The sequence below is a fragment of the Janthinobacterium sp. TB1-E2 genome, from assembly GCF_036885605.1.
Classification (GTDB): Bacteria; Pseudomonadota; Gammaproteobacteria; order Burkholderiales; family Burkholderiaceae_D; genus Janthinobacterium; species Janthinobacterium aestuarii.
Genome location: NZ_CP142523.1, coordinates 1,199,789 through 1,212,981, shown reverse-complemented (window position 1 = coordinate 1,212,981; position 13,193 = coordinate 1,199,789). Strand labels below are relative to the sequence as shown.

At 61.6% G+C, this 13,193-nt stretch carries 10 protein-coding genes; 3 read left to right on the top strand and 7 right to left on the bottom strand.

Annotated features, from left to right (window positions below; all coding sequences use genetic code 11):
- Positions 1-5: 5 nt before the first annotated feature.
- The 3 genes from dxs to OPV09_RS05465 are packed head-to-tail and all read right to left on the bottom strand — an operon-like array spanning position 6 to position 3,034.
- Positions 6-1,874 carry a 1-deoxy-D-xylulose-5-phosphate synthase gene (dxs, locus tag OPV09_RS05475; RefSeq protein WP_338680818.1) on the bottom strand — a complete coding sequence of 623 codons (1,869 nt, stop codon included), beginning with the start codon at positions 1,872-1,874 and terminating at the stop codon, positions 6-8.
- Positions 1,875-2,741: a polyprenyl synthetase family protein gene (locus OPV09_RS05470; protein WP_338682232.1), complete on the bottom strand. Its 867-nt coding sequence runs from the start codon at positions 2,739-2,741 to the stop codon at positions 1,875-1,877.
- 41 nt (positions 2,742-2,782) lie between these two features.
- Positions 2,783-3,034, bottom strand: a complete 252-nt coding sequence (locus OPV09_RS05465; RefSeq protein WP_046683420.1) for an exodeoxyribonuclease VII small subunit — start codon at positions 3,032-3,034, stop codon at positions 2,783-2,785.
- Positions 3,035-3,439: 405 nt separating this feature from the next.
- Here OPV09_RS05465 and OPV09_RS05460 point away from each other — a divergent pair, with 405 nt between their 5' ends.
- From OPV09_RS05460 to OPV09_RS05450, 3 genes are read left to right on the top strand one after another with little or no spacing between them, the layout of a single operon-like run.
- On the top strand, positions 3,440-4,540 hold the full coding sequence (locus tag OPV09_RS05460) for an aromatic ring-hydroxylating oxygenase subunit alpha (protein WP_034749123.1): 1,101 nt from the start codon (positions 3,440-3,442) through the stop codon (positions 4,538-4,540).
- Between the two features lie 54 nt (positions 4,541-4,594).
- Entirely contained in the window at positions 4,595-5,518 is a 924-nt protein-coding gene (locus OPV09_RS05455; RefSeq protein ID WP_139091716.1) for a DMT family transporter, read from the top strand.
- Positions 5,519-5,531: 13 nt separating this feature from the next.
- Complete coding sequence (locus OPV09_RS05450; RefSeq protein ID WP_338680815.1) at positions 5,532-6,386, top strand: sulfurtransferase; 855 nt, start codon at positions 5,532-5,534, stop codon at positions 6,384-6,386.
- Between the two features lie 45 nt (positions 6,387-6,431).
- Here OPV09_RS05450 and OPV09_RS05445 read toward each other — a convergent pair whose 3' ends face one another.
- The 4 genes from OPV09_RS05445 to polA form a co-directional block, all read right to left on the bottom strand.
- Positions 6,432-8,168, bottom strand: coding sequence for an ABC-F family ATP-binding cassette domain-containing protein (locus OPV09_RS05445; protein WP_338680812.1), 1,737 nt, complete (start codon positions 8,166-8,168; stop codon positions 6,432-6,434).
- Between the two features lie 257 nt (positions 8,169-8,425).
- Positions 8,426-9,184, bottom strand: coding sequence for a ZIP family metal transporter (locus tag OPV09_RS05440; RefSeq protein WP_046683425.1), 759 nt, complete (start codon positions 9,182-9,184; stop codon positions 8,426-8,428).
- Positions 9,185-9,430: 246 nt separating this feature from the next.
- The gene (locus tag OPV09_RS05435) at positions 9,431-10,315 is read right to left on the bottom strand and encodes a dienelactone hydrolase family protein (RefSeq protein ID WP_219329995.1); all 885 of its coding nucleotides are present in this window, start codon (positions 10,313-10,315) and stop codon (positions 9,431-9,433) included.
- A 91-nt stretch (positions 10,316-10,406) separates the two neighbouring features.
- Positions 10,407-13,169: a DNA polymerase I gene (polA, locus tag OPV09_RS05430; protein ID WP_338680811.1), complete on the bottom strand. Its 2,763-nt coding sequence runs from the start codon at positions 13,167-13,169 to the stop codon at positions 10,407-10,409.
- Between the last annotated feature and the right edge of the window lie 24 nt (positions 13,170-13,193).

Sequence of the window (13,193 nt, the reverse complement as noted above, 5' to 3'; positions counted from 1 at the left end):
TAAATTTAGCTGACGACAGCCAGGCGCGGCTGCGTGGCACCAAAACGCTGCTCGATCGAGGCGGCGATACCGGTGGCGTCCAGGCCCACGCTTTTCAGCAGTTGCACGGGATCGCCATGGTCGATGAAGGTGTCGGGCAAGCCCAGCATCAGGATCGGCTTGACGATCCCCTCTGCCGCCAGCGCTTCGGCCACGGCAGAACCGGCGCCGCCCATGATGCAGCCCTCTTCCACCGTCACCAGGTAATCGTGTTCCGCGGCCAGCTGTTTCACCAGCGCCACGTCGAGCGGCTTGACGAAGCGCATGTTGGCGACCGTCGCGTCGAGCTTGTCGCCTGCCGCCACGCTCGGCGCCACCATCGAGCCAAAGGCCAGGATGGCAATGCGCTTGCCTTGGCGCTTGAGCTCGCCCTTGCCGATTTCAATGCTGGTCAGTTCCGGCACGATGGCCACGCCGGCACCGGCGCCGCGCGGATAGCGGATCGCTGCCGGGCCCGGATAATGGTAGCCCGTCGTCAGCATTTGCCGGCATTCGTTTTCGTCGGACGCGGCCATGACGACCATGTTCGGGATGCAGCGCAAGAACGCCATGTCATAGTTGCCCGCGTGCGTGGCGCCATCGGCGCCCACCAGGCCGGCGCGGTCCAGCGCGAACGTCACGTCCAGGTTTTGCAGCGCCACGTCGTGGATCAGCTGGTCGTAGGCGCGCTGCAGGAAAGTCGAATAGATGGCCACGACGGGTTTCAAGCCTTCGCAAGCCAGACCGGCGCCGAAGGTCACGGAATGCTGCTCCGCGATGCCGACGTCGAAATAACGGTTGGGGAATTGCTGTTCAAATTTCACCATGCCCGAGCCTTCGCGCATGGCCGGCGTGATGCCCACCAGGCGCTTGTCGTGGGCCGCCATGTCGCACAGCCAGTTACCGAACACTTCCGTGTACGTCATCTTGCCCGGCGCCGTGGCCGGCTTGATGCCTTCCGCCGGATTGAACTTCGGCGTGCCGTGGTACAAAATCGGCTCCGCCTCGGCCAGCTTGTAGCCCTGGCCCTTCTTGGTGACCACGTGCAGGAATTGCGGGCCCTTCAATTGCTTGATGTTTTGCAAGGTCGGGATCAGCGAATCGAGGTCGTGGCCATCGATGGGGCCGATGTAATTGAAACCGAATTCCTCGAACATGGTGGCGGGCACGACCATGCCCTTGGCGTGCTCCTCAAAGCGCTTCGCCAGTTCCAGCACGGGGCCGGGCAACACCGATTTGCCGACATTTTTCGCCGCCGCGTAGAACTGGCCCGACATCAGTCGCGCCAGGTGGCGGTTCAGCGCGCCCACGGGCGGCGAGATCGACATATCGTTGTCGTTCAAAATCACCAGCAGGTTGACGTCTTCCTGCACGCCCGCATTGTTCATCGCCTCGAACGCCATGCCGGCCGTCATCGAACCGTCGCCGATCACGGCGATCGCGTGCAGCGGGTCGCCCTTGATCTTGGCCGCCTGCGCCATGCCCAGCGCGGCCGAGATCGACGTCGACGAGTGCGCCGTGCCGAAGGTATCGTATTCGCTTTCGTCGCGCTTCGGGAAGCCGGAAATACCGTCTTTCTGGCGCAAGGTATGCATGCGCTCGCGGCGGCCCGTCAGTATCTTGTGCGAATAGGTCTGGTGGCCCACGTCCCAGACGATGCGGTCATGCGGCGTGTTGAACACGTAATGCAGCGCGACGGTCAGCTCGACCGTGCCCAGGTTGGACGACAGGTGGCCGCCCGTCTTGGAGACGGAGTCGAGCAGGAAGCTGCGCAGTTCCTGGGCCAGCGGCACCAGTTGCGAGCGGGCCAGCTTGCGCACTTGCGCTGGTTCATTGATGGTTTCTAACAGTTTCATTTATGCCTTCCGCTGCACGACCAGGTCCGCCAGCTCGCGCAGACGGCGTGCCTTGTCCCCGAATGGCGCCAGCGCCGCATGGGCGTCGCACCGCAATTGTTCTGCCAGGGCTCTCGATGGTTCCAGCCCCAGTATCGATACGTAAGTCGGCTTGTTGGCAGCCGCATCCTTGCCTGCCGTCTTTCCCAGGGTGGCCGAGTCGGCCGTGGCGTCGAGCACATCGTCGACCACCTGGAACGCCAGCCCGACGGCGCGCGCATAGGCGTTCAGCGCCGTCATCTCGTCTGGCGTCAAATCCTTGCCGGCCAGCGCGCCGAGGATCACGGCCGCACGCAGCAAGGCGCCTGTTTTCAACTGATGCATCTGTTCCAGCTGCGGCAAGGTCAAGGCCAGGCCGACGCTGTCGAGATCGATCGCCTGGCCGCCGCACATGCCTGCCGAACCCGAGGCGTGCGCCAGCAGCTTGAGCATGGCCATCTGCCGCGCCGGAGGAATGGCCGCGCCGTCGGCCAGCAGCATGAAGGCCTGCGATTGCAGCGCGTCGCCGACCAGCAGTGCCGTTGCTTCATCGTAGGCGATGTGCACGGTGGGCTTGCCACGGCGCAAGGCATCGTCATCCATGCATGGCATATCGTCATGCACGAGCGAATACACGTGAATCATTTCCAGCGCGCAAGCTGCGCGCGCGAGGGTATCTTGATCGGCATCAAACAATTCACCCGCCGCCATCACCAGCAGCGGGCGCACGCGCTTGCCGCCGCCCAAGAGCGCATAGCGCATGGCCGCATGCAGCTTGTGCGGCACGACATCTGCCGCCGGCAGGAACTGGTCGAGTCTCTTTTCCACGGCGGACTGGGTCGATTGCATCCAGTCGCCGAAGGTGACGCCGTCTTGTTGCACGCTGGCCATCATTGGGCGGCCTCGCCGGCATCCACGAACGGTTTCAACATGTCGCCTTCCAATACTTTCACCTGCGCTTCAACGCTGTCGAGCTGGGTAGCGCAATACTTGACCAGTTCCGAGCCGCGCTGATACGCCGCGACCGATGCTTCCAGCGGCAACTGGCCCGCTTCCATTTGCGTTACCAGCTGCGCCAGTTCCGCCATCGCCTCTTCAAACGAGGCCGGCGCTGCGGCAGCGGCAGTTAATTTCTTCGACATAAACTCAGATCTCTTCGTGGCACGAGGGGCTTGTAGGGAGACGCCGGGGATTCCCGGCCAGCATAGAAGCGTTATTTTAGAACAAACCACACTATTAAGTGAAAACTAAAGCGCAATCGGCGCGCTCAAAGTCAATAGCGTTGCCAGCTTGTCAGTGGATTTTAGCGCAATCGTCCCTATCTACCGGAAATTGCGCGCCAAATGACAATGTTTCTCATTAATAGACTATTTACCGGGGGGGTTTGGCAATGCCGAGGCCGATACGCGCTATAATCGCCGGTTCTGTCCGAAATACCGTTTCAACAAATTTGAATTCAGGTCTTTGCGGATTCTTTCTCTCTGTAGCGGTTGTCCAGGCAAGGGCTTGGGGCACTGCTGACCGTTGTACATTTATGGGGGGTTGGGATGTCCGATCTGGCTACTCACGCCAAGCTGGCGCGCTCAAACGCGCAACTTCCGGTCCACGTCTATTTTGACGAAACGCTGTTGCAGCGTGAAATGCAGCAATTGTTCCAAGCCGGCCCGCGCTATGTCGGGCACGAGCTGATGGTGCCGGAAACCGGCGATTTTGCGACCCTGGCGTCTGAGAACGAAGGGCGCATGCTCGTGCGCAACGCCAACGGCATCGAAGTGCTGTCCAACGTATGCCGCCACCGGCAGGCGCTGATGTTCAACGGCCGCGGCAACGCGAACCATATCGTCTGCCCGCTGCACCGCTGGACCTACGACCTCAAGGGTGAACTGATCGGCGCGCCGCATTTCCCCGAGACGCCGTGCCTGAACCTGTCGAAAACGCCGCTGCAAAGCTGGAATGGTTTGCTGTTCGAACAGAATGGCTACAACGTGATGGAAAAATTGAAAGATTTGTCCGTCTCGAAAGACCTCGATTTTTCCGGCTACATGTTCGACCACGTGGAAATCCACGAGTGCGACTACAACTGGAAGACTTTCATCGAAGTCTACCTCGAGGATTATCACGTCGAACCGTTCCACCCGGGCCTGGGCAGCTTCGTCAGCTGCGACGACCTGCGCTGGGAGTTCGGCAAGGATTACAGCGTGCAAACGGTAGGCGTGCACCGCGGCTTGCAGCAGGCCGGTTCGCCCGCCTACAAGAAATGGCAGGAGCAGGTGCTGCAATTCCGTGGCGGCGAAGCACCGCCGTATGGCGCCATCTGGCTGACCCTGTATCCGAACATCATGGTCGAATGGTATCCACACGTGCTGGTCGTCTCGACCCTGTGGCCCGATGGTCCGCAAAAGACGCGCAACGTGGTGGAGTTCTATTATCCGGAAGAAATCGTGCTCTTCGAGCGCGACTTCGTCGAAGCGGAACGGGCTGCCTACATGGAAACCTGCGTCGAGGACGATGAAATCGCCCTGCGCATGGATGCGGGCCGCAAGGCCCTGATGGCGCGCGGTGTCAGCGAAGTGGGCCCTTACCAGTCGCCCATGGAAGATGGCATGCAGCATTTCCACGAGTGGTACCGCAATAATATCGAACTATAATTCCCTCCAGGGCCGCATTGCGCGGCCTTTTCTTTTTCATCGTCAGGATTTCTCATGCAATCGCTTTGGATGCTATTTGCCAGTTTCATGTTCGCCATCATGGGCGTGTGCGTCAAGCTGGCGTCGGATATGTATTCGACGTCCGAAATCGTCATGTACCGCGGCATCATCGGCATGATCGTCATGAGCTGCACCATTCTGTACCAGGGCGGCAGTTTTAAAACCACGATGCCGGGCCAGCATCTGTGGCGCGGTGTGGTGGGCGTGATCGCCCTGTGGCTGTGGTTTTACGCGATCGCCATCCTGCCGCTGGCCACGGCCATGACCTTGAATTACATGGCGCCCATCTGGATCGCCGTGATCCTGCTGGCCGGCGGCTTCTGGAAAGGCATGAAACAGGTCGAGTGGCCGCTCGTGGCGGCCATCGCCATGAGCTTTGTCGGCGTGACCCTGCTGCTGCAGCCTGTGTTCGAAACGGACCAGCTGGCCGGCGCCATTACGGCCTTGATTTCCGGCATGCTGTCTGCCCTCGCCTATTTGCAGGTGCGCAAGCTGGGCTTGCTGGGCGAACCCGAATACCGGGTCGTATTTTATTTCTCGGTCGTCAATTTCCTCGCCGGCGTGATCGGCCACGTGGCCAGTGCCGGCGGCGGCCCCGTCGTCTGGCATGCGCACACGAGCGCCTACGGCATCGGCTTGCTGGCCGCCATCGGCCTGTGCGCCACCATGGCGCAGATGGCCATGACGCGCGCCTATCGCCTGGGCAAGACCCTCGTGGTGGCAAATCTGCAATACACGGGCATCGTCTTTTCCAGCTTCTGGGGCGTGGTGATCTTCGGCGACTTGTTCGACTGGCACGGCTGGACCGGCATCGGCATCATTCTCGCTTCCGGCATCGCAGCAACCTATTACAATACCCGCAACACGGCCCGTGGCGCGGCGATCGCGCGAACGGATCCGATTGCCAGCGAAGTGTAAAGGAGCGTTTCCGATGTACACCACCTTGATCCAGGCCAGCGAACTGGCCAGCCACCTAAACGACAGCAACTGGGTGATTCTCGATTGCCGCCACGACTTGCTTAACCCCAATGCTGGCAGCGACGCGTTTGCCGCCGGACACATCCAGAACGCGCAGTTCGCCGATATCGATACGGCTCTGTCCGGCCCCAAGACGGCGCGCGGCGCGGACTTTACGGGACGTCATCCTTTGCCCGACCGCAACGTCCTGCTGGCCACCTTGCGCGGCTGGGGCATCAATGACGACACGCAAGTGGTCGCCTATGACGGCCAGGGCGGCATGTTCGCCGCCCGTTTATGGTGGCTGCTGCGCTGGCTCGGCCATCCGGCCGTCGCCGTGCTCGACGGTGGCCTGGCCGCCTGGCAGGCGCAAGGCTTGCCCCTGGTCACGCCGGTAGCACCCCACCCTGTCGGTAACCTGACGGAAAAAACCAGCCTGACGCGCACGGTCAGCGTGCAAGACGTCATCGCCAACCTGGAAACCCAAGCGTTGACCGTCATCGACGCGCGCGCGCCCGACCGCTATCGCGGCGAAAACGAAACCATCGACCCCGTGGGCGGCCACATCCCCGGCGCGAAAAACCGTTTCTTCAAAGATAATTTACAAGCGGACGGCCGTTTCAAGAGCGCGGACGAACTGCAGCGCGACTTCAGCGCATTGATCGCCTCGCCGCAAACCGCCATCCTGCAATGCGGCTCCGGCGTGACGGCTTGCCACAACCTGCTGGCCATGGAAGTGGCCGGTCTGCCTGGCGCGGCCCTGTATCCGGGCTCGTGGAGCGAATGGTGCGCCGATCCGGCGCGGCCTGTGGCGACGGGCACTGAATAAAAAAATGGCGGACCAACTGGTCCGCCACCTTTTACCAGTGGATAACTACGACGTTATCCCCAGCACTTGACTCAAGCGTTCCAGTTCCGCCAGCCACGCCTGCTGGCTGGCCGGCTTCTGGTGGCGCGGCTTGCGGGCCAGGTCCTCCGCCAGCAATTGCTCCAGTTCGCACAAGCGTTCCAGCTGCACGTCGACATCCGCCAGTACCGCAAATGCATGCTCCACGCGCGGCACGGGCGTCAACGCCTGCCAATCTTCCACACTGAGCCGTGCATACGCGCTGGCCGCATCGGGCCACTCTTCCAGCTGGCCATCGGCCACCACCCAAAAACGGTTGCAGGCCGTCTCGATCAGGTCGCGGTCGTGCGATACCAATAAACAGCCACCCGCAAAGCCGCGCAGCGCTTGCCCCAGTTCCGCCTTGCCCTGCATATCCAGGTGATTGCTGGGCTCGTCCAGCAGCAGCAGATGATAGCTGGCCAGCGACAACCCCAGGAACAACAGCCGCGCCCGCTCGCCGCCGCTCAGGGTGGCAACCGTCTGGCCATGGCGCGTATAGGGGAAGCCTGCCGAGATCAAGGCCTGCTTGCGCGCCACCTGGCTGCGCGCGGCCTCGTTCTGCACGGCAAACGGGTACAGGGCGTCGGACAGGTCGGCGTCATCGGACAGCTGCTTGAGCGACTGGTCGTAGTAACCGATGTTGGCGGCGTGGTGGTAGCGCAGGTCACTGCGCTCCTCCTGCGCCTGTATCGCTTGCCAGCACAGCCGTAGCAAGGACGACTTGCCGCTGCCGTTGGCGCCCAGCAAGGCGATGCGGTCGCCCGATTTCAGCCACAGCTGGCCGACGTGGAACAGCAGCGGCGAGGCGGGCACGGCGCGCACGTCCAGGCCATCGAGCGCCAGCAACTGGTCGGCCGCCAGCGCCTTGCCGCGCAGGCTCAAACGCCAGGGCGCGCCTTCGCTGACGAACGACTGTTCATCCTGCAGCTTGTCGATGCGCCGCTGCATGCTTTTGGCCTTGCGCGCCATGCCGACGTTATCGTAGACCTTGCCCCACAGGGCCAGGCGGGTGCTGCTGACGGCCAGGCGGTCGATTTCCTTCTGTTCGGCCGCATGCCTGGCGGCAGCGGCCATGTCCGCTTCGGCCAGCGCCGCCAGCGCGGGGCCGCACGGCAGGTCGAAATCGTACAGGCGGCTATCGCGCAAGATCCAGCTGCGCGTGGCCACGTTGTCGAGCAGGCGCTGGTCGTGCGAGACGAGGATGAACGCGCCGCGCCAGGCCAGCAGGAATTGCTCGAGCCACAGCAGCGACGGCAAGTCCAGATGATTGCTCGGTTCGTCGAGCAGCAGCACGTTCGGTTCCTGCAGCAGGGCGCGCCCCAGCAGCAACCGCGTGTGCTGGCCGCCGGACAGCGAGTGCACGGGCACTTGCGCCGTCTCGGCGTCAAAACCGAGTTCGGCCAGCAGGCTGTCGACCCGCCAATGCAGCTCGGGCTGGTCCAGCACGGGCGCCAGCAAGGCGTCGTACAGGCTCAGGCTGGCAAGTTCGGCTGGCAAATGCTGCTCCACGTGCTGCAAGCGGCAGGCCCGGGCGTAATGAATGGTGCCGGACGTCGCTTCCCGCGTGCCGCTGAGCAAGCCCAGCAAGGTGGACTTACCGCAGCCATTGTGGCCGATCAGGCCGATGCGGTCGCCCTGGCGCAAGGTAAAGGCGATTTCATTGAACAGGAAACCGTCGTGGGTATCCAGCTGTAAAGCTTGTGTCGAGATAAGGGTAGTCATGGCTCTTGTCTTTGTTCGGGATGCAAGCATCCGCGTTAACAGGAGCGCTAACGACAACGGAGTACCAGGAAAGGACTCGTGGAGGAGGGTAACTTTGCTCTGGCCAGGTTATCGCAGCGCGATAGAACGTGGGCAAGAGCTGGCAAATGTGCTTAAAGAACGCGCATCCCATAGGGCGAGCATAAAAATTTCCATATTTTCCTCCTTTCTGTACAAGTTAGTCAGAAAGGCAATACTACACCCACACAGTCAGTACATCAACCGCCGTGGCGCTTGTGCGTCAGGAACAGCACGATGCACACGCCCAGCGCGATCAGGAGCACTTGCGGAATGGTTTCGCGCAAGGTGGCGCGGCGCTGCATCTGCGGCATCAGGTCGGACAAGGCGATATAGATGAAGCCGGACGAGGCGAACACGAGCACGTAAGGAATCAGATTGCTGGCGCGGTCCAGGGTGAAATAGCCGAGCAGGCCGCCCGCCACCGCCATCAGGCTGCACAGCAGGTTGAAGATGTAGGCGCGCAGGCGCGAGAAACCGGCATTGAGCAGCACGATGAAATCGCCGATTTCCTGCGGAATTTCATGCGCGATGATGGCCAGGCCCGTTACCAGGCCCAGCTTCGGGTCGGCCAGGAAGGCGGCCGCGATCAGGATGCCGTCCGTAAAATTGTGCATGCCGTCGCCGACGAGGATCATCCAGCCGGCCTTGCCCGCCTCGTGCTTGTCGTGGCCGTGCGCATGGTGGTGGCCATCGCCTTCGTGGTGGTGCGAATGGCGCAGGATGGCGAATTTTTCCAGCATGAAGAAGGCCAGCAAGCCCGCCAGCAGGGTAGCGAACAGGGTGCGCGGATCCGCCTGCGATTCGAACGCTTCGGGCAAGGCGTGTAGCAAGGACGTCGACAACATGATGCCGACGGACAAGCTGACCATGCGCTCGACCACTTTGGACAGGAATGCAAACGAAAAGATCGCCGCCGCGGTAATGCTCAACACGCCCGCGATCGTGGTCGCGAGCAAAATGGATATAAGGACGGGATCGATGATTTTCTTACCTCAAAATGGCGCCGGGTCACTGGCGCCCGCGATGCTGGCGTCTGGCCTGATGAATGCGTTGTTATCTATTGTTTAATTTTTTGCGCGTTTGGCGGCAGCGTCGCGCGATGAAGATGCAATTGTACTGCATTGGCGCGCAGCGGGCATTTTACAGCCCGGTGCGCCTTTCGCGCCAACTTCTGGGAAATGCGGTGTTTTTCTGTTGCGGCATCACGCCACGCCGTGCTGCTTGAACCAGGCAAGGCAGCGCGCATAGCCGTCTTTCGCATCGGCCGCCACGTAGCTGGGACGGTAATCGGCATTGAAGGCGTGGCCCGCATCGGGGTACACGACAAACTCCGATTTGTTGCCGCCCTTGGCCAGCGCCTCCTTCATCTTCGCGATCGATTCCTGGCTGATGCCCGTATCCTTGCCGCCATACAAGCCCAGCACGGGGACCTTCAAGGTGGCGGCGATATCGATGGGGTTGCTTGGCTGCAATGGATTGGGCTCGCCCACGAGGCGGCCATACCAGGCCACGCCCGCCTTGACGGCCGGATTGTGCGCCGCGTACAGCCACGTGATGCGCCCGCCCCAGCAGAAACCCGTGATGCCCAGGCGACTCGTGTCGCCGCCATTCTGTTTCGCCCACGCCACCACCGCATCAAGGTCCGCCATCACTTGCGCGTCCGGCGTCTTGGCGATGATGCCTTTCATCAACTCCGGGATGCTGCCCACTTTGGTCGGGTCGCCCTGGCGCACGAACAGATCGGGTGCCAGCGCCAGGTAGCCCTGCTTGGCGAAACGGCGCGCCATGTCGGCGATATGTTCATGCACGCCAAAAATTTCCGAAATGACCAGTACCACGGGCAAGCCCGTCTTGCCTTCCGGCTGGGCCGCATACACGGGCACGGCCTGGCCGTCGACCATCACCGACATGCTGCCCGTGACGAGTCCGGCGGAATCCGTCTTGATGACGTTTTGCGCCGCCACGGGCAGCACGGCCACGGCAAAGCCCGTGCCCAGCGCCACCTTCAGGAAACCACGCCGGCCATCCGGCCCGGACAAGCTGCTCTGGCCCAGCAAACTTTCACAATCGGTGATCATGTCGCTCATGCGTTTCTCCTGAAAGGTGTGTTGACAAAAAATGTCGGCTTACGCGCTGCGCGCTAAGCCGACCTACGGTCATTGCTGCTATGTCACATTGTTAATGCGCTTCGTCCCAATTTTTACCGACGCCCACTTCCGCCGTCAGCGGCACCTTCAGCGCGGCCACGCTGGCCATCAGTTCCGGCAGCTTGCGCTTGACCAGTTCCAGTTCCGCATCCGGCACTTCCAGCACCAGTTCATCGTGCACCTGCATGATCATCTTCGTCTGCAAGTTGTCCGTTTCCAGCCAGCCTTGCACGGCGATCATGGCCAGCTTGATCAGGTCGGCGGCCGTGCCCTGCATCGGCGCGTTGATCGCCGCCCGTTCGGCGCCCTGGCGGCGCGGGCCGTTTGGCGAATTGATTTCCGGCAACCACAAACGGCGGCCGAACACGGTTTCCACGTAGCCGCGCGCCTTCGCTTGCTGGCGCGTGTCTTCCATGTACTGTTTCACGCCAGAAAAACGCGCGAAGTAGCGGTCGATATAGCTTTGCGCGGCCGTACGGTCCACGCCCAGGTTACCGGCCAGGCCGAATGCGCTCATGCCGTAGATCAGGCCGAAGTTGATGACCTTGGCGTAGCGACGCTGTTCGCTCTGCACTTCCGCGGCTGGCACACCAAAGATTTCGGCGGCCGTGGCGCGGTGAATGTCGATGCCGTCGGCAAACGCGCGCAGCATGGCTTCGTCGCCAGAGATATGCGCCATGATGCGCAATTCGATCTGCGAATAGTCGGCCGAGACGATGTGGCTGCCGGGCGGCGCAATGAAGGCTTCGCGGATGCGGCGGCCTTCCGCGCTACGGATGGGAATATTCTGCAAGTTCGGGTCGTTCGACGCCAATCGCCCCGTCACGGCCACGGCTTGCGCATAGTTCGTGTGCACGCGGCCCGTCGTGACGTTGATCATCTTCGGCAATTTGTCCGTGTAGGTCGACTTCAGCTTGGCCATGCCGCGGTATTCGAGCAGCACTTTGGGCAATGGATAATCCTCGGCCAGCTTTTGCAGCACTTCTTCATCCGTCGATGGCGCGCCAGTCGGGGTTTTCTTGACCACCGGCAGTTTCAGTTTCTCGAAGAAGATTTCACCGATCTGCTTGGGCGAACCGAGATTGAATGGCTGCTCGGCCAGTTCATACGCCTTTTTTTCCAGTTCCAGGATTTTCACGGCCAGCTCGGCCGACTGGATGTTGAGCAACTCATCATCGATCAGCACGCCGTTGCGCTCGATCTTTTGCAAGACCACGGCCGTCGGCATCTCGATCTTTTCATAGATGAAGGTCAGCTTGTCGTCGCCCGCCACATTGCCCCACATGGCATTGTGCAAACGCAAGGTGACGTCGGCATCTTCGGCCGCGTATTTCGCCGCCTGCTCCACTTCCACCTGGTTGAAGGTAATCTGCTTGGCGCCCTTGCCGCACACGTCCTCGAACGGGATCGTCGTGTAGTTCAGGTGGCGCAGGGCCAGGCTGTCCATGTCGTGCTTCTTGTGCGATTCGAACACATACGATTCGAGCAAAGTATCGTGAGCGATGCCGCGCAGGGTCACGCCGTGGTTGGCGAAGATGTGGCTGTCGTATTTCAGGTTCTGGCCCAGCTTGGGCTTGTTGGCATCTTCCAGCCACGGGCGCAGTTTCGCCAGCACGTGCTCGCGCGTCAACTGTTCCGGCGCGCCCGCGTAATCGTGGGCCAGCGGGATGTAGCAGGCGGCATGTTCGGCAACGGAGAGGGAAATGCCGACCATCTGCGCCGTCATCGGTTCCAGCGACGTAGTTTCCGTGTCGACAGCCGTCAAGGGCGCCGCATCGATCAGCGCGATCCATTTATCGAGCTGCTCATCCGTCAGCACGGTTTCATACACGGCCTCGACTGCTGGCGCGGCATCGGCGAACATGTCGCCCGTCGTATTCGCGATGGTGGCACCGGCAACTGTCGGTGCGCCAACGGGAGACATCGGCGGCGCCGCCGCGCCCAGTTCGCGCAGCAGGGCCTTGAAGCCGTAGCGGTTAAAGAAGGCCAGCAGCGCTTCCTTGTCTTCGTGTTTCGCCACCAGCGAATCGGCGATCGTTGTCATGTGCCCGGACAAATCGCAATCGGTCTTGACGGTGATCAAGGCGCGCGCTTGCGGCAGCCATGGCAGGGCCGTGCGCAGGTTTTCGCCCACAGCGCCGCCCACACTGGCCGCGTTTTCCATCACGCCTTCCAGGCTGTCGTACAAGGTCAGCCATTTGACGGCCGTCTTCGGGCCGCACTTCGAGACGCCAGGCACGTTGTCGACCGTATCGCCGATCAGCGACAGATAATCGATGATGCGGTTCGGCGGCACGCCGAACTTGACCAGCACGGCCGCTTCGTCGAGCTTTTCATTGCTCATGGTATTGATCAGGGTCACCTGGCTGTTGACCAGCTGCGCCAGGTCCTTGTCGCCCGTCGACACCACCACGTTCATGCCGGCGGCGGCGGCCTGCACGGCCAAAGTCCCAATCACGTCGTCCGCTTCCACGCCGTCGACCATCAAAATCGGCCAGCCCATGGCGCGCACGGCTTCGTGGATCGGTTCGATCTGCAAGCGCAGGTCGTCCGGCATCGAAGCGCGTGTGGCCTTGTACTCTGGATACATGTCGTCGCGGAAAGTTTTCCCTTTGGCATCGAACACGCAGGCGATGTAGGCGGCCGGATAGTCGGCGCGCAAACGACGCAGCATGTTGACCATGCCGTGCATGGCGCCCGTGGGATAGCCGTCCGGGCTGCGCAAGTCGGGCAGCGCATGGAAGGCACGATAAAGGTAACTGGAACCGTCGACTAACAGCAGGGTGTTTTGCATAATGCCAATAAAATAAGGTGAGCC